Genomic DNA, 16,392 nt, shown 5'->3' with positions numbered 1-16,392 from the left:
GCCTTAGGGCGGTGTTCTCATCTTATAACGACTCAGCTGTTGTCCTGAGCGATATCAGCAGGCATGGCATCACGCAATTGCAGCCACATCTTGCCCGAATCGATTCCGTAGTTACGCATCAGCACCGGTACCTGCTCGTAATCGCCGGACTTTGCCAGAACTTCCAGTTTCAGGTAGAAGTCCAGCGCCAATGCCCGGGCGTCTGCACTGGTAAAATAGTAACGCCCCACTCGACTGTACAATCCCTTGAATCCATTGAGGATCAATACATACAGCGGGTTACCGGAGGAAAATGCCAGCTTGTGATGCAAATGGTAATCAAAGTCGGCATACGCGTCAGCGGTATCTTCCATCTGGTGGATTTCCGCCAGAGTATCCAGTACCACCTGCGGACTGTGTCTCAACGCGCCGCGGAAATAAATGGCACTGATATTGGTGCGGGCCGACAGCAGCTGATCCACCAGCTCGGGGAACCCCTCAGGATTCAAGTCCGCAATCGTCTCGAGAATATTCAGCCCGGATGTTTCCCAGAAATTATTGACCCGGGTTGGTTTGCCGTGTTGGATGGTCAACCAGCCATCACGGGCCAAACGCTGAAGTACTTCGCGCAATGTTGTCCGGGTTACCCCAATCAACTCGGACAGTTCCCGCTCGGCGGGTAAAATGGACCCTGGTGGGAATTTGTTTTCCCAAATAGATTGAACTATATATTTCTCAGCAAAGCTGGCAGGTCCTTTGGCATTGATGATCATCAGCCGTTTATCCAATGGTTATGCATATTTATATGGAGGGCACTCATCATACCAGATGGACAAAAAATGAAAACCACTGGCGTAAAATCGGGATTAAGATCAAAAGTTAAAGGGGTTTTCTTGGTTAAATATGGAACAAACGAATATAGTCCAATGTGGATTTTGCCGTGCAGCTCCGCTTTTTTATATTTAGCGATCGCTAAGCCATGACAATAACGGTAAGGTTAGGATACACTTTTGCCCGCCGTTCAGCGCGCAACATTATCACAAACAACACTTAACATTCTTTTTGTTTTAGAGAGGGTGCCATGCCTTTGACAATGAGTCAGGCGTTTATTGGTAACTTCTTGGGTAACTCACCCAAGTGGTACAAAATCGCAATACTGTCGTTCTTAGTTATTAACCCGATACTCTTCTATATCAATCCATTCGTTGCCGGATGGGTATTGGTTATCGAGTTTATCTTCACCCTGGCGATGGCGCTGAAATGTTATCCCCTGCAACCAGGCGGTTTGTTGGCCATAGAAGCCGTCATTATCGGCATGACCAGCCCAAGCATGGTGCTGCACGAAATTGAAGCCAACCTTGAAGTATTGCTGCTGCTGGTATTTATGGTGGCCGGTATTTACTTCATGAAACAGCTGCTGCTGTTTGGTTTCACCAAAATGATCACCAAGGTACGTTCCAAGTTGGCCGTATCCCTGATGTTCTGTGGCGCCTCAGCTTTCCTGTCTGCATTCCTGGATGCACTGACAGTAATCGCTGTTATCATCGCGGTGGCTGTTGGCTTCTATGCTATCTATCACAAGGTAGCCTCAGGTAAAGATTTCGGCGCAGACCATGACCACACTTCTGATGGCCAGTCCCAGCTGAACACTGAAGAGCTGGAAGCGTTCCGCGGCTTCCTGCGCAACCTGCTGATGCATTCCGGTGTAGGTACTGCACTGGGTGGTGTGTGCACCATGGTAGGCGAGCCACAAAACCTGATCATTGCCGCTCAGGCCAACTGGCAATTCGCTGAATTTGCTATCCGCATGTCGCCTGTCACCGTGCCTGTGTTTCTGGCCGGTATCGCCACCTGTTTCCTGGTCGAGAAGTTCAAAATCTTCGGCTATGGCGCACAACTGCCTGAATCAGTTCGTCAAATCCTGTGTGACTACGACGCTCATGAAGATGCCCGCCGTACCAATAAAGATAAAGTGAAACTGATCATTCAGGCACTGGTTGGCGTGTGGCTGATCCTGGGTCTGGCACTGCATCTGGCTTCTGTTGGTCTGATTGGTTTGACCGTTATCATTCTGTGTACTGCCTTCAACGGCATTACCGATGAGCACGCACTGGGTAAAGCCTTTGAGGAAGCACTGCCATTTACCGCACTGCTGGCGGTATTCTTTGCCGTTGTGGCGGTCATCATCGACCAGAAACTGTTTGCTCCTGTTATCCAGTGGGCACTGGACTTCGAAGGCAACATCCAGCTGGTGATCTTCTTTATCGCCAATGGTCTGTTGTCCATGGTGTCTGACAACGTGTTCGTGGGCACGGTTTACATCAACGAAGTTAAAGCAGCCCTGCTGGATGGCCAAATCACCCGTGATCAGTTCGATATGCTGGCCGTGGCGATCAACACAGGTACTAACCTGCCTTCTGTTGCCACACCAAACGGACAGGCCGCGTTCCTGTTCCTGCTGACCTCAGCTCTGGCTCCGCTTATTCGTCTGTCCTACGGCCGCATGGTTTGGATGGCATTGCCGTATACCATCGTACTGTCTGTTGTTGGCCTGCTGACGATTGAAACCGGTTTCCTGACGGAAATGACTCAGTATTTCTATGATACCGGCCTGTTGAACCACCACACTGTCGCGGAAGCGGCTGCCAATGCGGTGACTCACTGATCACAGTTGACGTAAATACGTGACTTGAGTAAAGTCCTGAAACGCCCGCCAATGCGGGCGTTTTTTTTAACAGGATCAGGAGTTCCCCGTGACAGGACTTACCGGATTTGCCCATTCCCGCCCAGCCTGGTATTTACTCGCCACCACCGCGTTGGGGCTGGAAGCCACTGCTCTTTTCTTTCAATATGGCCTGCACTTAAACCCATGTGTGATGTGCGTTTATCAACGGGTTGCTGTACTTGGCATTCTGCTGGCAGGTTTGTTGGGCAGCCTCGCGCCCCGCAGCGCACTGCGTTTCGTCGCATTACTGCTGTGGATAGTCAGTGCCGGCTGGGGGCTGTCTCTGGCCACAGAGCTGTATCACATCCAGGCCGATCCCTCTCCCTTTGCGACCTGTGATTTCATGCCGGATTTCCCGCAGTGGATGCCGATGCACGAGTGGCTGCCACAGGTGTTTATGCCAACGGGACTTTGCAGTGACGAAGTCTGGAGTATGTTTGGTTTTTCCATGACTCAATGGATGCAGTTTGCCTTCAGCACTTATCTGTTTGTGGCTGCAGTCTTTGTGTTACCCATCATGCGCAAAACCTCAAACTAAGCGATGCTTGAGGCACAAACAGCAAAAAGCCCACATTAATGTGGGCTTTTTCATCCGGCCAGTACGGTTTTAATCGATATCTTTCAACGGCCACAGGACGATATGATCTTCAATGTCCTTAACGGTAGACTCACATACCACTTTACCCTGAACGCTCATACCGGCTGCATGCATCGCTTCCTGAGAGCCGGTGAGCAGTGGATGCCAGGAAGGCAGTGCCCTGCCCTCATGCAACCGCTTATAAGCACAGGAATCAGGCAACCAGGTCAATTCACCGATATTGTCAGCCGTTACCCGGGTGCATTGGGGAACATGACGGAACCTTGATTCATAGTGAGTACAGCGACAATCATGACGATCCAACAGCTGACAGGCGGCGTTGGTGTAGTACAACTCTTCAGTATCGTCATCGATGAGCTTGTTGAGGCAACATTTTCCGCAGCCATCACACAGGCTTTCCCATTCAGTTTCACTGAGTTGGGCCAGCGTTTTTTCTTTCCAGAAGGACATAAGACTCTTATTTTACCGGAGTAACGTTGAAAACGGCGCTATTCTACACCAAAACTCACGGGATTGACCGGAGAGAATCTTATCAATGCAGGACTGAGGCGCTTCGGATTACCTGTGGCTGGCTTTAATTCGTTCAGACAAATAGCTGACAGACAATGCGAAATAGTGATCATTTTGCCAGGCCAGTAAAGCGCGATAATTATCATACACCAGATAAGCACGGCCTTTTCGCCCGTCAGGCTGCAATAAAGATGCCTGGATATCAGCCCGGCGAGGTAAATCTTCACCATTAAAACGTCTGATCCCGGCATTCTGCCAGTATTCAAAATCCGCCTTATACTCTATGCCCGATTGGCCGGAGAAATTCGCCGGAACAGTGACCTGACGTCCCCATATTTGCCCGTCGCTCCATCCATGCTTACTGAGAAAATAGGCATAAGACGCCAGAATATCAGCAACAGAATGCTGATGATCGATAACACCATCACCGTCACCATCTTTTCCATAGCGAATCAGCTGACTGGGCGAAAAGCCTGAACCGGCGATGCTCGCATCCCGTTGCGCAACCAGACCACGCTCGTCAAACTGCTCGTTTTGCAATAATTGCAGTGCTGCGATCACCTCATCCTCAGCCAACTCCCCCTCATAGGCCAATGAACTGGTGACTGACAATAAGGGATATGCATTGTCGGCTTTGGAAAGCCCACCGGCAACCGCCCAGAAAGCCACCAGAAAACGTGGTTGGATACCATATTGCTGCTGCAACTGCTGCAGCAAAGCATCATGCTGCTGCAATACCTTGGTGGCAGCATCAATTTCAGATTGGCTAAAACGATTGGGTAAAAAATCTTCGAGAGTCCGGGCGGATTGATTATCGGATGACGATGACACCGGCGAGGCTTTTTTGAAACGTTTCACATCGGCAAACTGCTGTGAAAGCCATTGAGGTTCAAATCCCAGCGGGGTGGCTTGTTGCTGCAAACGGGCCAGATATTGCCCAAATTCTGGTCGTTCCGGTATTACCGGAGTCAAACCTGACTGCGCATCATCAGCTAAGACAGTGAAGTGCACAGCCAGTAACAGGCCACTGAACGCGATAAAATCCCTTTTCATTGCGGTACGTTCCCTCAGTAGAGTCAGTCTTCCAGCCCCAACTCCTGTCGATGGGTTTTCAACAGATTCTCCGGTGGTGGTGGCAATTGCAGGTAAAATCCGTTCTCTGCCAACTCACTTTTCACCTTACGGATATCAGCCATTCCCAGATGCTGACGCTGGGCAATGGGGAAAACCATCACCAATTGGGGTGTGCCAAACATCTCCATAAGAGGCTTGGGCACTTCATCGAAACAATCACGTTTATTCACGAACAGATAGGTGTCGGCCTTACGACTGCTTTTATATACGGCACACAGCATAATTGTCCAAATTTCCGGGTTATCAAATCTTGCCAGTACAAAGGCCACACTATAACATGAACACCATAAATTATAATGCAACTCGGCAATTCGACTGAGTTTTTTCTGGAGATGTAAGCTGGGATGGCAACCCCAAGTCTTGAGTTGAAAGGCGCGTCTTTCACATTATCCGTGCTGCACCTTTACAGTACCGATTTGGATATCTTCGCCACCGAATTGGCGGCAAAAATCTCTCAGGCCCCTCAGTTTTTTCTCGGTGCGCCGTTGGTGATCAATCTGTCCGGCGTTGAGGCTGTTGAACTCGATATTCCGGCCATAAAGCAGATCATGAAACAACAGCAACTGATACTGCTGGGATTTACAGGCGCCAACGATATCCTCGCCAAGCAAATTCGTGAAGCGGGGCTGGCGTTATTGAAGACGGGAAAAACCATGGTGACGCCACCACCGCCGCCATCGGAAACCCGAATTCTGAAACAAAATATTCGATCAGGTCAGCAGATCTATGCGCAAAACAGTGATTTGATCATCTTTGGCAATGTCGGCAACGGTGCAGAAGTCATTGCCGACGGCAATATTCATATTTTCGGTGCGCTCAGGGGCAAAGCCATGGCCGGAGCCAAAGGCAATCGTCATGCCGTCATTCTGGCCCGAAAACTCGAAGCTGAACTGGTCTCGATTGCGGGCCAGTATTGGTTGTCGGAAAACCTTACGCAGCACACTGACTCAACAAGCGGTTGTATTCGCCTCGACGGCGATTCGTTGGTATTCGAAACACTGCCCCTGTAACTGGGCAGCAAAGGGATAATATACATGGCACATATCATTGTGGTCACCTCAGGCAAAGGTGGCGTGGGCAAAACCACGTCAAGCGCTGCCATTGCCACCGGACTGGCGCAAAAAGGACACAAAACTGTCGTCATTGACTTTGACATCGGCTTGCGCAACCTCGATTTGATCATGGGGTGTGAGCGCCGCGTGGTCTACGACTTTGTCAATGTTATCAATGGCGAAGCGAATCTTAATCAGGCACTGATCAAAGATAAGCGTTGTGACAATCTGTACATTTTGCCAGCCTCACAAACCCGTGACAAAGACGCGCTGACCAAGGAAGGCGTTGGCAAGGTTCTGGATGATTTAGCGACAGCCGGTTTTGAATATATCCTTTGTGACTCCCCCGCCGGAATTGAAACCGGCGCTATGATGGCGCTTTATTTTGCCGATACCGCCATCGTCACCACCAACCCGGAAGTCAGCTCAGTCCGGGATTCAGATCGTATTCTCGGTATGCTGCAAAGCAAGTCACGACGCGCCGAGCAGAATCTGGAGCCTATCCGCGAATATCTGCTGCTGACCCGTTACTCCCCAACCCGGGTGAAAACCGGCGAAATGCTCAGCGTGGGCGATGTTGAGGAGATCCTCGCCATCAAATTGCTGGGCGTGATCCCTGAATCCCAAGCGGTGCTCAAAGCCTCCAACGCCGGGGTGCCGGTAATTCTGGACAAAGAGAGTGATGCAGGTCAGGCTTATGAAGATACGGTAAGCCGTCTGTTGGGTGATGACGTTCCCCTTCGCTTTGTAACAGAAGAGAAAAAGGGCTTTTTAAAAAGGATATTTGGCAGCTAACTTATGTCTTTACTCGATTATTTCAGAAGCAATAAAAAGCCCGCTACTGCGGCAACTGCGAAGGAAAGACTGCAGATTATCGTGGCGCATCAGCGCAGCGAGCGTGGCGCGCCAGACTATTTTCCGCAGATGAAACAGGAGATCATCGAGGTGATCCGTAAGTATGTGGCCATTGAAGAAGATCAGGTCACTGTACAGCTGGATCAAAATGACGATAACCTGTCGGTACTTGAGTTAAATATTACACTGCCGGAAAAAGCATAAAAAAAGCGCCCCTCAGGGCGCTTTTTTATTAAATCGATAATTCCAGTGTCTGCAGTGGGATCGCCGCCAGCGCGCCGCGCCAACCGGTCAGCAGCAAAGGTAAGTCACCTTGTTGTGCATCCAGGTGCCATTGTAAAAAATCATGGATATGGCGTTTGGAAGCCAGCAACTCCTCCGGCACCTGATGAGTATCGCAAATAGCGGTCAGCAGCGCTTTAACCACCTTGAACGACGCCTTGTATCCGGGTCGCAAAGCCAACACATCGACGGCCGGAGGAGGATTATTCACATCCGCCGTTACCATCACCTCCAGCAACTCTTTACCGTGAATGCGCTTTTCCTGCTCAGTCAATTCATTCATTCGCATCAGTTGCCCGATATTCTGGGGAGGCTTGCGGCACAATGCGATCAGGCCATGATCCTTGATAACAAATCCCAGTGCCAGATCGCGGCTCAATGCCTTTTCCAGGCGCCATTTTGCCAGCACCTTAAGTATTGCCAGCTGTTTTGGCGTCAGTTGAAAGGCATTCTTTACCTTAAGATAGGCCATGTCACCACAAGGCCTATCCAACCTTCCGGCCGTTAAGCGAGCCCCTTCTTCCAGCACCCAATCCATGCGTCCCTGTCGCTCTACCTCAGCTTTCAATGCCGGATACAGCTGATACAGGTAATACACATCGTTGGCAGCATACTGCAACTGAGCTGCACTCAGCGGGCGTTTGAGCCAATCAGTACGGGATTCCCCTTTGTCGAGACTGATACTTAACTGCTGCTCGACCAGCTTGGCATAACCAAGACCATGGCCCCAGCCACACAGAGCCGCAGCAATCTGACTGTCAAACAGCGGGGCTGGCTGACACTTGCCGTAATTGGCAAAGACTTCAAGATCTTCACTGCAGGAATGGACCAATTTGGTAATGGCAGGATTGGTCAGTAACGCCCAGAAACCGCTGAGGTCGTTCACGGCCAACGGGTCAATCAAAGCCAGATGTTTGCCATCATAGGCCTGAATAAGCCCCAGTCTGGCGTAATAAGTACGGGTGCGGACAAATTCAGTATCCAACACCAACAGTTCAGCCTCATTGTATTGGGCTACCAGAGCGTCCAGTGCCGCCTGATTATCTATATATTGAAACGCGATCAAACTTTTCTCCAAAGTGCGCAACACGCATCGCTTTACCAACAAAAAGCCGGCTGACAGCCGGCTTTTGGGAGATTATGCACGTTTCACTTCGCCTCGAAGTTCCCGGCGCAGGATCTTGCCCACATTGGTCTTTGGCAATTCATCCCGGAATTCTACCAGCTTGGGAACTTTATAGCCCGTCAAATGATGCCGACAATGCTTGATAATAGCTTCTTCGGTCAAAGATTTGTCTTTGGCGACCACGAAAATCTTCACCAGCTCACCACTGACTTCATGGGGCACCCCAACGGCAGCCACTTCCAGTACTTTAGGATGCAGGGCCACAACTTCCTCCACCTCGTTGGGGAAGACGTTGAAACCTGAGACCAGAATCATGTCTTTCTTGCGATCAACAATATAGAAGAAGCCTTTCTCATCCATATAACCAATGTCACCGGTACTCAGCCAGCCATCTTTGTCTATGACCTTCGCCGTTTCCTCGGGACGCTGCCAGTATCCTTTCATCACCTGAGGACCTTTGGCCATCAACTCACCCACTTCGCCCTGAGGCAATACCTTGCCGTCATCGTCACGTACCTGCATGTCGGTGCCAGGAGCAGGGAAACCAATGGAACCATTGTAACCATCCAGATCATATGGACAGCAGGTTACCAGTGGCGAGGCTTCAGTCAGGCCATAGCCTTCAAGCAATCGGGTACCGGTCAGGCTCTGCCATTTGTCTGCCACAGCACGTTGCACAGCCATGCCGCCACCGATGGAGAACTTCAGTGTAGAGAAATCCAGATTGACAAAATCAGGGTTGTTTACCAGTGCATTAAATAGGGTATTAACGCCGGTCAGTGCAGTAACTGGATACTTCTTCAGCTCGCCGACAAAGGCAGGAATATCCCGGGGATTGGTGATCAACAGGTTTCGGGCACCTTTGTGCAGAAACAACAGGCAGTTCACTGTCAGCGCAAAAATGTGATACAGCGGCAAGGCAGTTACCACAAACTCTTTGCCATTGCTGAGTGCCGGAGAATAAGCCGCATCGGCCTGCAATACGTTGGCCACCACATTGCCATGACACAGCATGGCGCCTTTGGACACGCCGGTAGTGCCGCCGGTATATTGCAAAAATGCCAGATCATCCCTGCTGATTTCATGCTTTACGTACTGCAGACGGCGGCCTTTAGACAGCGCCTGACGCATGGAAATCGCCTGTGGCAGGTGATATTTGGGCACCAGCTTCTTGATGTACTTCACCACAAAGTTAACCAGAGTACGCTTTGGCGGGCTGAGCAAATCACCAAGTCCGGTCAAAATAACGCTCTTGACCGGTGTTTCATCGACGACTTCTTCCAAAGTACGGGCAAAATTGGATACCACCACAATCGCCTTGGCACCCGAGTCATTCAACTGATGCTTAAGCTCACGCGGGGTGTACAGGGGGTTGACATTTACCACCACACAACCGGCGCGCAGTACACCAAACAAAGCGATAGGATACTGCAGCAGGTTCGGCATCATGATGGCGACACGGTCGCCTTTTTGCAGTTTCAGTTCGTTCTGCAAATAAGCCGCAAAAGCACGGCTGCGCTCTTCCAGCTTACGGTATGTAATGGTCGCGCCCATATTGATAAAGGCTGGCTGATCGGCATATTTGGCAACAGATTGCTCAAACATGTCCAGCAAAGAGGAATACTGATCGACATTCACAGTCGAAGATACGCCGGCAGGTAAATGTTTAATCCAGGGCTGGTCCACAAATTTCTCCTAGGTACCCAAAGCAGTGCTGACAACCTCTGTGAGGTTGTTATCTGTGTGTCCAGCAAGTGACACAAACACACTGAATAATTTACAAATCAGATTGTTATTCTTCATGAGCGCACGAAAATCATACGCCCGTTTAAAATTTTGACCATCATCACATAAAAGTCGGTATTTGCCTAGACTGGCTCGTCACACTCAGACCAAAAACTCGTTGATGACCTGTGCAACTGCCGCAGCATTGCCCATATGAAGGTGATGATCCCCATCCAGAAGGCGCACAGACGCATTCCTGTACCATTTGTCCATTAACGGTTTCGCCCGGTGCAGCTGCTGATATCCCTGGCGCCCCATTAACAACAGCGCCGGACTTTCCACCTGAGTCATCAGCGCATCGACCTGTTCAAACGTCAATCTCAACGGTGAGTCCAGCCGCAGACGCGGATCGGTTCGCCAGCCAACACCAGCCTCAGTTTCCTGCATATTGCGCTCAATGATCAGCCGACAAAACCTCTCATCCAGACCGGTCAATTGCCGTCTTGCCCGGATAACCGTTTGCAGTTCAGCGTAACGGGGAACGGTTTTCGAGGGAGTGGCATGGGTATCCAGGCTGTTAATCAGCCGGCTGCGAAGTTGCCCGACAGACTCAAACAATGGCCCCATGGCTTCAATCAGGATCAGTTGCCTGACATTCTGCGGATACAATGCCGCGTAAGCAGAGGCAACCAAGCCACCGAGCGAATGGCCAAGTACCGCCTGCACTGTCATCTGTTGATGTTGCAGCTCCCTGAGCAAACAATGCAAATCAAGCAGATAATCGGCCCAGTAAAGTGGGGTTGAGCCCGGTCTGTGGTCTGACAGTCCATGACCAGGCCACTCCACCGCGAGTATCTGCCAACCTTCAAGATGACGGGCCAACGGCGCAAAACTCATGGCATTGTCCAGCCAGCCATGCAGCGCAAGAACCAGCGGTTTGTCAGACTCACCAAACCGCAAACCTGCCAGTCGTGTATGAGGTAACTCAAAAGACACAGGGCTTACGGCAACTGCCATCATTCATCTCCATTTTTGACGAGAAAACGCTCGCCGCCGGTGTATTCCGGGCGAAATACAACCGGCGGCAAGACTGTCATATCCCCTGATTTTTTTCTTTGCGCTAGTCCGCTTTTTTCACAAATTTGAGAGTCATCCGATCACTTTCGCCAATGCCCAGATAGCGGGCTTTATCCTGCTCGCCCAGGGCCAGGCGCGGTGGCAGGGTCCACACACCTTTCTCGTAATCTTTAGTGTCTTTGGGGTTGGCGTTAATCTCTGATTTTGCTTCCAGCACAAAACCGGCTTGTTGCGCCGCAGCAATCATTTGTGTCTCATCCATATAACCGGATTCAATGGTCATACCGGGTGCGGCTCTGTGCTCCACTACGCCCAATATCCCGCCCGGCTTCAGCACCGCAAAGGCGGCGCCGAACACAGCATCAAGCTGTCCGTTGGACGCCCAGTTGTGCAAGTTACGAAAAGTCAGCACCATATCGGCACTGGCATCCGGTCCGAGCGTCAAATGAGCCGGCGGATCAAGTACGACCTCGGAAGCCCTGTTTCCCAGCTTGTCCCGGTTGGACGCCAGCCACTGGCTGAATTTCAGCCCTGCATCGCGGTAAAAGCGTGCCCCCTTTTCACTCTCGGGTTTGTTGACGTTGAAGTTCGCCGCCACATAATGACCGGATGACGCCAGATAAGGCGCAATGATTTCAGCATACCAGGCACTGCCTCCCGGCCAGAGCTCAATCACCGTCTGATCCGGCTGCAATCCCAGAAAATTCAGGGTTTCAGCAGGATGGCGATAGAGATCGCGTTTCACATTGTCAGGCTGACGGAATTCGCTGGCCACGACCTCTGAGAGTGATGGCTGAGCCAGGGCAGCAGTACTTGCCAGTGCGGCGGTGAGTAAAAGGCAAAGGGATTTTTTCATTGGTCACTCCGTTGAAGTTAGGGTCGCTACTCAAAACTCTTCAGTATCGACTGGAACTGACCACAACATACCAACAAACAACAACATGACAACAGCTGACAAACTTCGGTTACACTTTTTCACCTGCAGCGGCTTCAACCCGTCGCCAGGTCATTAACAGCGCCAGTGCACTGGCCAGCAACCACAGGGCAATCCAAATCCAGCCAGGCACCCAGGTCAGATTCGCCAGCAGCTGTGCATCCCCCTTGCCTTCCAGGCCCACCAGCGCGAACGGACTGGTCATGGCATTAAGCATGACCATCAGTGACATCACCCGAAGTAACATCAGCAGCCACTGATTTGCGGCAAATTTCAACGGCAAATAGAACAACGCGGACAAGCTCAGCAAAATGACTATGGTCAGTATATCCCTCGCCCATAACAGTAAACTGCCGGCGACCAGCGTCCCTAAAAAAGCATAACTGGCTTTAATCCATCCGGGGCGGGTCGCCATGCTGTACATCAGATATCCCCACAGCGCGGCACCGCCATAACCGGCAAAACCAATCAGCACCGGCCATCCGCCGCTGGCATAACAATAACCGGCCCCGTTGGAAAACAGTTGGATGTGACTGACCTCACCGCCGCTGATTAGCGTGGCCAGCGCATGGGAGAATTCATGAAAAAAGCTTTCAAGCCATTGAAACGGAACGCTGATGTAGGGCAAGCGAATGAGAATAAAGGCCAGGATAAGCTCCAGCATAAAACGCCCTGGACGCGGCAACGAGGTCGCGCCGACTCCTGTTTCTGGCATACCGGGTTTGTCAGGCATAGGTATCTATGCCCACCATGGCAGAGATGGAGTCGCGCTTTTCGGAAAATTGAGTGTGTAAATACTGACGGATGGCGCCCTGAGACGAGTGATGATGACGCTCATACACAATCCGGGCATCACCACCACTGGCAGGCCGCTCAGCAGTGGTGGGATAAGTTGGGGAGTGCCTTGAGTCCGCAGGCAAAATCAGGGTATCGCGACCGACGCGGCGGCTCTGAGTTGAGTAAAACGGTACGCCTGTCTGACTGATTTGCATCGGGATTAACTCCCCTCAATAAGATCTGCGGCTATTCCCTTCCCGGCAGTTTTTTCCAGGCAACTGTATCACGCAGATATACAGGTTGAAGATCATCAACCTCAGTTTGCAACCCCTGAGCCAGAGCTTGTTGCGCCAGCTTCAGCATCTGTTTGGCTTCCGGCAGACGACTGCGGCTGTCCAGCGCCAATCCACCAGCCAGCGCGAGCAATTCCGGATAAGCCTCAAAACCGGTTCCACAAGCGATAATAGGTTGCTTTTCATCCAGTGACAAGGTCACCGCTGATGGTGCACTAACCAGCTCCTGGCCAATCTGTTTCGCCAATCCGTGCTCGGCAACATATTGTGCCCAGTACACTTCTCCCATTCTGGCGTCAATCGCAGCGACCACCTGGGCAGCGCCGTTATCGATGGCACTTTGCGCCATTGCCGCCAACGTCGAGATACCGACAACAGGTTTATCAGCCCCCATAGCCAGTCCCTGGGTCATACTGGTGCAAATGCGGATACCGGTAAAACTGCCCGGGCCGCGCCCGTAAGCAATCACATCCAGCTCCTTGAGGCTGATACCCGCCTCTGCCAGCAACCCATCGACCATGAGCAAAAGCCGCTGACTGTGTTCACGGGGCACTTCTTCAAATGCGGTATATTCCTTTCCCTGCGACAAAAGCGCTGCGGAGCAGGCCTCTGTACAGGTATCCAAAGCCAGAATGGTCGACATCTTGTGGGTCTCGCTAAAAATTCGGTCAATGAGAGGCGACATCTCCGCCGCCTGCTGTTGGGGCCGAATCATACCACTTACGCCGACAAAACACAGGTTTCACCGGGGAATGGCAGCCATGCTGCTTATTAATCAGGCAAATCGACACCTGCCCCACTTGCCGCCGGGCGTCTGCGCTCAGGACTGAAGATCCGTTAGTTGATAATTCAGCTGATAGCTGTGTTTTCCCGACTCATTGGTGATGACCAGCTGTCCTTCAATGCCCTGCAGCTCGCCGGAGCCTGATCCCGGCACAATTTCAACACTCAACTGACTGTCAGCAGTGCTCATCATTCCGCGGTGCAACAGGGTAAAACCGCCACTTCGCCCTTCAAGCCGGCCATTAAAGGTTTCCAGTGCGACATAACCTGCCGAGCCGTCAGCAAAGCGACAGGACAGCATCTGCCCGGTTGCCAAACCACACAACTCACCATGATATGACTTCTCAATTAAGTATCTGCCAGCCTCCAGCGCATCCTGCTGGGGACTCAGACTGACCTCAAACGCTCCTGATACAGTTGGCATGGTGTGCTCCTTAGTCACTGTTTAGTCGCTGCTTGCCCACTCGCCTCAGAGTATCGCGGTCATTGGTGACCAGCGATAAAGCCTGACGCTGCCAATGAAACCTTTTGCTTCTCAGTTACGGGCAGTAATTCATGTGCCCGTGTCTGTTTCTTTCGCCACCAGCACAGGCACAAATGCGCCGGGGTCCCGCACAATTTTGTTCCTGCCATCCCGCTTGGCCTGATACAGCGCCCTGTCTGCGGCGGCCTGCAGCAATTGCGAGCTTTGCTCCGCCCCGGGCACCATACAGGCGATGCCTATGCTGACACTGACCACATCTGTCGCGGCCAGACTGGCACGGTGAGGAATCGCCAATCCGGCAACCCGGCGCTGAATTTCACTGGCCACCTTCATCCCACCGCGGCCATGGGTATCCGCCATGATCACGGCAAATTCCTCACCGCCGTAACGAGCCACCAAATCCGTCCCACGACTCACGGCAGCAGCCATCTCTGTGGCCAGTTGCCGCAAGCAATCATCACCGGCCAGATGACCATAGGTGTCATTGAACGCTTTGAAACTGTCCACATCTATCATCAGTAGGCTCAATGGCAGATTGCTGCGCTGAGCCCGTTGCCATTCTTCTTCCAGTCGCATATCAAACCGTCGCCGATTGGCGATGCCCGTGAGACCATCCAGATAACTGAGTTTTTCCATTTCCCGGTTTTTGGTTTCCAATTCCCGATTCAACGCGGAAATGAAATGCAGCAAACGCCTCAGGATACGCGAGTGAGTATTGGCGAAATGATCAACCCGGCTGCTGACTCTGGGCTCAGCAAACACTGGCAGTATCGGCCGTGCCACCGGTTTTGCCCCTTCGCGCATGCCCACCGCCACCAGGCTCAGATTCAACAGCCCTTTGTCACCGGCAATTTCACTGACAGTATAAAATCCAAACGTCGGCGCAATGCTCTCAAACCGGCGGGTTTCATCGAGGATATCTTCCAGCAACACAAATCGCCGGCAACCGCATGACAGCAGCAGCACAGTGTCAGGAGAAAATGCCACCATCCTCTGATTCAGTGCCTGCAGCTGCTGCTCGAGCAATTCAGGGTGAACAAATCCAAGGGAAAACTCCTCTCCCGCGCTGAAACGACTGAGGAAAGTCAGATTGCCTTCATCATCGGCACTGAGCGGCACCCGCGCTACCAGCTGCCGCTCATCGCGGATCAGAATGGGAAATCCCAGAGCATTGGAAAAGAACTGACGATCGGCAGAGATCCCCAGAAACTCGCGGTACACCTCGCTGGCGGGACGATGATCTATGGTGTGGACCACATTGGCCTGTGCCGACGTTATTTGCATCGACTGGGTCATTCGTCGCCATCCCAGCACGTCATGCATCTCGATATGCAATGATGCACCGCTGAAGGCCACCGCCACCAGCGATGTCTGGGAGCACAGAGTACCGGCCATGACCCAGGCCTGACTCATGGCATAGTCACCGGCGCCGCCACCAAAAACAGTGCACTGACGCATCAGCTCGTCGAAACCGGCGAGCACTTCAGGCAACTGCTGTTTGAAGGGATTACCGAGCAGCAATACGCCTTTGAGATCCTGTATGTCGCCAAGCGTGGCAACCAATTGTGCCGATGCTGAGGACTCCTCACCGTCTTCGCACTGCACCGTGTGCACGCTGACCAGGCTGTGGGCAAAGAAATACAGAGTGACAATGGTTTTTCCCAGCAGCGTCTCACCATGACGGATCTCCCCGGCAGAGGTGGCTCCGGCCACCGCCGCCTTAGGACACCAGAAGTGGGCAGCGGTCAGCAATTGAGACAGGAAAAATTCGTCCGTACTGGCCGAATACAGCAGAATGAAGCAACCGGTTGCCTCGTGATAACGTTTTTGTACCGATTGCGACGCCAGAAAAAAGGCGAGTTGCTCCGGATGATCGATTTCAGTCGAAAGGGTATCTATCATGGATTCAGTCCACGCACCGCCGTCTCATCCTGAGCAGACAGCACATTAACGAATTCAGGTATCCTTTCCTGCCCGGCAATCTGTGGGCGGATGCCCAGGACTCATGCATCACCCGGTAACGGCAGGATAACAGTTTGTCTCAAATCATGTAAACAT

At 51.9% G+C, this 16,392-nt stretch carries 18 protein-coding genes; 5 read left to right on the top strand and 13 right to left on the bottom strand.

Annotation, left to right across the window (positions count from 1 at the left end):
* Positions 1-32: 32 nt before the first annotated feature.
* Positions 33-752, bottom strand: coding sequence for a fatty acid metabolism transcriptional regulator FadR (gene fadR, locus ACRRUX_RS15995; protein WP_432532173.1), 720 nt, complete (start codon positions 750-752; stop codon positions 33-35).
* A gap of 308 nt (positions 753-1,060) precedes the next feature.
* Here fadR and nhaB point away from each other — a divergent pair, with 308 nt between their 5' ends.
* Complete coding sequence (gene nhaB / locus ACRRUX_RS15990) at positions 1,061-2,644, top strand: sodium/proton antiporter NhaB (protein ID WP_432532129.1); 1,584 nt, start codon at positions 1,061-1,063, stop codon at positions 2,642-2,644.
* A gap of 88 nt (positions 2,645-2,732) precedes the next feature.
* The gene (dsbB, locus tag ACRRUX_RS15985; RefSeq protein WP_432532127.1) at positions 2,733-3,242 is read left to right on the top strand and encodes a disulfide bond formation protein DsbB; all 510 of its coding nucleotides are present in this window, start codon (positions 2,733-2,735) and stop codon (positions 3,240-3,242) included.
* 69 nt (positions 3,243-3,311) lie between these two features.
* Here dsbB and ACRRUX_RS15980 read toward each other — a convergent pair whose 3' ends face one another.
* From ACRRUX_RS15980 to ACRRUX_RS15970, 3 genes are all read right to left on the bottom strand, one after another.
* Positions 3,312-3,752, bottom strand: a complete 441-nt coding sequence (locus ACRRUX_RS15980; RefSeq protein WP_432532125.1) for a YcgN family cysteine cluster protein — start codon at positions 3,750-3,752, stop codon at positions 3,312-3,314.
* A 108-nt stretch (positions 3,753-3,860) separates the two neighbouring features.
* Positions 3,861-4,865 (bottom strand): lytic murein transglycosylase, encoded by a 1,005-nt coding sequence (locus ACRRUX_RS15975; RefSeq protein WP_432532123.1) that lies wholly within the window; start codon positions 4,863-4,865, stop codon positions 3,861-3,863.
* Between the two features lie 23 nt (positions 4,866-4,888).
* Entirely contained in the window at positions 4,889-5,167 is a 279-nt protein-coding gene (locus tag ACRRUX_RS15970; protein WP_432532121.1) for a YcgL domain-containing protein, read from the bottom strand.
* Positions 5,168-5,290: 123 nt separating this feature from the next.
* Between ACRRUX_RS15970 and minC the strand changes: the two genes are divergently transcribed.
* The 3 genes from minC to minE are packed head-to-tail and all read left to right on the top strand — an operon-like array spanning position 5,291 to position 7,057.
* Positions 5,291-5,956 (top strand): septum site-determining protein MinC, encoded by a 666-nt coding sequence (minC, locus tag ACRRUX_RS15965; protein WP_432532120.1) that lies wholly within the window; start codon positions 5,291-5,293, stop codon positions 5,954-5,956.
* Between the two features lie 24 nt (positions 5,957-5,980).
* On the top strand, positions 5,981-6,793 hold the full coding sequence (gene minD, locus ACRRUX_RS15960) for a septum site-determining protein MinD (protein ID WP_432532118.1): 813 nt from the start codon (positions 5,981-5,983) through the stop codon (positions 6,791-6,793).
* A gap of 3 nt (positions 6,794-6,796) precedes the next feature.
* The gene (gene minE / locus ACRRUX_RS15955) at positions 6,797-7,057 is read left to right on the top strand and encodes a cell division topological specificity factor MinE (protein ID WP_432532116.1); all 261 of its coding nucleotides are present in this window, start codon (positions 6,797-6,799) and stop codon (positions 7,055-7,057) included.
* A gap of 28 nt (positions 7,058-7,085) precedes the next feature.
* Here the strand turns inward: minE and rnd are convergent, their stop codons facing one another.
* The 9 genes from rnd to ACRRUX_RS15910 form a co-directional block, all read right to left on the bottom strand.
* Positions 7,086-8,201: a ribonuclease D gene (gene rnd / locus ACRRUX_RS15950; RefSeq protein ID WP_432532114.1), complete on the bottom strand. Its 1,116-nt coding sequence runs from the start codon at positions 8,199-8,201 to the stop codon at positions 7,086-7,088.
* A 72-nt stretch (positions 8,202-8,273) separates the two neighbouring features.
* The gene (gene fadD / locus ACRRUX_RS15945) at positions 8,274-9,947 is read right to left on the bottom strand and encodes a long-chain-fatty-acid--CoA ligase FadD (RefSeq protein ID WP_432532112.1); all 1,674 of its coding nucleotides are present in this window, start codon (positions 9,945-9,947) and stop codon (positions 8,274-8,276) included.
* A 201-nt stretch (positions 9,948-10,148) separates the two neighbouring features.
* Positions 10,149-11,003 (bottom strand): alpha/beta fold hydrolase, encoded by an 855-nt coding sequence (locus tag ACRRUX_RS15940; protein WP_432532171.1) that lies wholly within the window; start codon positions 11,001-11,003, stop codon positions 10,149-10,151.
* Positions 11,004-11,106: 103 nt separating this feature from the next.
* A complete protein-coding gene (locus ACRRUX_RS15935; RefSeq protein ID WP_432532110.1) occupies positions 11,107-11,919 on the bottom strand; it encodes a class I SAM-dependent methyltransferase in 813 nt (270 codons plus the stop codon).
* Positions 11,920-12,028: 109 nt separating this feature from the next.
* Positions 12,029-12,730, bottom strand: a complete 702-nt coding sequence (locus ACRRUX_RS15930; protein ID WP_432532108.1) for a M50 family metallopeptidase — start codon at positions 12,728-12,730, stop codon at positions 12,029-12,031.
* Positions 12,723-12,989 carry a hypothetical protein gene (locus ACRRUX_RS15925; RefSeq protein ID WP_432532106.1) on the bottom strand — a complete coding sequence of 89 codons (267 nt, stop codon included), beginning with the start codon at positions 12,987-12,989 and terminating at the stop codon, positions 12,723-12,725. Before ACRRUX_RS15925 ends, ACRRUX_RS15930 begins: the two co-directional genes overlap by 8 nt.
* Before the next feature lie 31 nt (positions 12,990-13,020).
* Positions 13,021-13,752: a tRNA (adenosine(37)-N6)-threonylcarbamoyltransferase complex dimerization subunit type 1 TsaB gene (gene tsaB / locus ACRRUX_RS15920; protein WP_432532104.1), complete on the bottom strand. Its 732-nt coding sequence runs from the start codon at positions 13,750-13,752 to the stop codon at positions 13,021-13,023.
* A 135-nt stretch (positions 13,753-13,887) separates the two neighbouring features.
* Positions 13,888-14,274: a DUF3224 domain-containing protein gene (locus tag ACRRUX_RS15915; RefSeq protein ID WP_432532102.1), complete on the bottom strand. Its 387-nt coding sequence runs from the start codon at positions 14,272-14,274 to the stop codon at positions 13,888-13,890.
* Positions 14,275-14,403: 129 nt separating this feature from the next.
* Positions 14,404-16,236: a diguanylate cyclase gene (locus ACRRUX_RS15910; protein WP_432532100.1), complete on the bottom strand. Its 1,833-nt coding sequence runs from the start codon at positions 16,234-16,236 to the stop codon at positions 14,404-14,406.
* Positions 16,237-16,392: the final 156 nt, after the last annotated feature.

The organism is Shewanella sp. GXUN23E (assembly GCF_050865035.1).
Taxonomy (GTDB): domain Bacteria; phylum Pseudomonadota; class Gammaproteobacteria; order Enterobacterales; family Shewanellaceae; genus Shewanella.
The sequence above is the reverse complement of the archived record's forward strand: the minus strand, read 5'-3'. Positions and strand labels throughout refer to the sequence as shown.